The organism is Halomonas sp. B23F22_20, from assembly GCF_043496985.1.
In the GTDB taxonomy this organism is placed as follows: domain Bacteria; phylum Pseudomonadota; class Gammaproteobacteria; order Pseudomonadales; family Halomonadaceae; genus Halomonas.
Genome location: NZ_JBIEKH010000050.1, coordinates 1 through 2,138 on the forward strand (window position 1 = coordinate 1; position 2,138 = coordinate 2,138).

The 2,138-nt window shown below is 51.2% G+C and carries 2 rRNA genes; both read left to right on the forward strand.

Features of this window, described 5'->3' with window-relative positions:
• A 16S ribosomal RNA gene (locus ACGTN6_RS20425) occupies positions 1 to 397 on the forward strand; the annotation flags it as partial.
• Between the two features lie 213 nt (positions 398 to 610).
• Positions 611 to 2,138 (forward strand): 23S ribosomal RNA (locus ACGTN6_RS20430); the annotation flags it as partial.

Sequence of the window (2,138 nt, forward strand, 5' to 3'; positions counted from 1 at the left end):
CTCTAAGGTGACTGCCGGTGACAAACCGGAGGAAGGCGGGGATGACGTCAAATCATCATGCCCCTTATGACCTGGGCTACACACGTGCTACAATGGATGGTACAGAGGGCCGCGAGACCGCGAGGTCAAGCAAATCTCAAAAAACCATTCTCAGTTCGGATTGCAGGCTGCAACTCGCCTGTATGAAGCCGGAATCGCTAGTAATCGCAGGTCAGCATACTGCGGTGAATACGTTCCCGGGCCTTGTACACACCGCCCGTCACACCACGAGAGTTGGCAACACCCGAAGTCGGTGAGGTAACCTTTTTGGAGCCAGCCGCCGAAGGTGGGGCCAATGATTGGGGTGAAGTCGTAACAAGGTAGCCGTATCGGAAGGTGCGGCTGGATCACCTCCTTTCTAAGGATATTACGGAACTAGCGAGTCCTTCGGGACTTGCTAGCAGGCACACATTGTGCCATTAAACCATTGACCATGTTTGTTTCGTTCGGTTTTGGAAGCTCAAATGCTTTCAAACAGTACCTTGAAAACTAGATAAGAATTAGACATCAAACCAACGTTAGATTTAACGTAAGCATCATTATGATGCGTCTTTTCACATTGATTTTAGATAGTTAAGTGAATAAGGGCGCACGGTGGATGCCTTGGCACTAGGAGCCGATGAAGGACGGGACTAACACCGATATGCTTCGGGGAGCCGTAAGTAGGCTATGATCCGGAGATTTCCGAATGGGGGAACCCACTACCCGTAATGGGGTAGGATCCTTAACTGAATACATAGGTTAAGGAAGGTAGACTCGGGGAACTGAAACATCTCAGTACCCGAAGGAAGAGAAAGCAAACGCGATTTCCTGAGTAGCGGCGAGCGAAACGGAATCAGCCCAAACCAGAGAGCTTGCTCTCTGGGGTTGTAGGACACTCCACCAGGAGTTATCAAGAAACAAGATAGATGAATGATCTGGAACGGTCAGCCGAAGAAGGTAACGGCCCTGTAGTCAAAATCTTGTTTCCTCCGGAGTGGATCCTGAGTACGGCGGAACACGAGGAATTCCGTCGGAATCCGGGAGGACCATCTCCCAAGGCTAAATACTCCCTAGTGACCGATAGTGAACCAGTACCGTGAGGGAAAGGTGAAAAGCACCCCGGGAGGGGAGTGAAATAGAACCTGAAACCGTGTGCCTACAAGTAGTTGGAGCCCGTTAATGGGTGACAGCGTACCTTTTGTAGAATGGACCGGCGAGTTACGATCCCATGCAAGGTTAAGATGAAAAATCGGAGCCGCAGCGAAAGCGAGTCTGAATAGGGCGAAATAGTATGTGGTCGTAGACCCGAAACCGTGTGATCTACCCATGTCCAGGGTGAAGGCCAGGTAACACTGGCTGGAGGCCCGAACCCACGCACGTTGAAAAGTGCGGGGATGAGGTGTGGGTAGCGGTGAAATGCCAATCGAACACGGAGATAGCTGGTTCTCTCCGAAATAGCTTTAGGGCTAGCCTCAAGGTAAGAGTCTTGGAGGTAGAGCACTGATTGGACTAGGGGCCCTCATCGGGTTACCGAATTCAGTCAAACTCCGAATGCCAACGACTCATCCTTGGGAGTCAGACTGCGAGTGATAAGGTCCGTAGTCGAGAGGGGAACAGCCCAGACCACCAGCTAAGGTCCCTAAGTTTATGTTAAGTGGAAAAGGATGTGGAGTTGCTCAGACAACCAGGATGTTGGCTTAGAAGCAGCCATCATTTAAAGAGTGCGTAATAGCTCACTGGTCGAGTGACTCTGCGCCGAAAATGTACCGGGGCTAAACATAACACCGAAGCTGTGGATTGTTCTTACGAACAATGGTAGGAGAGCGTTCTAAGTGCAGTGAAGTCAGACCGTAAGGACTGGTGGAGCGCTTAGAAGTGAGAATGCCGGTATGAGTAGCGAAAGAAGAGTGAGAATCTCTTCCACCGTAAGTCTAAGGTTTCCTGAGGAAGGCTCGTCCGCTCAGGGTTAGTCGGGACCTAAGCCGAGGCCGAAAGGCGTAGGCGATGGATAACAGGTTGATATTCCTGTACCACCTCCTTTCCGTTTGAACAACGGGGGGACGCAGTAGGATAGGGAATCCGCTCCACTGGATGTGAGCGGCCAAGCAGTGAGTGAG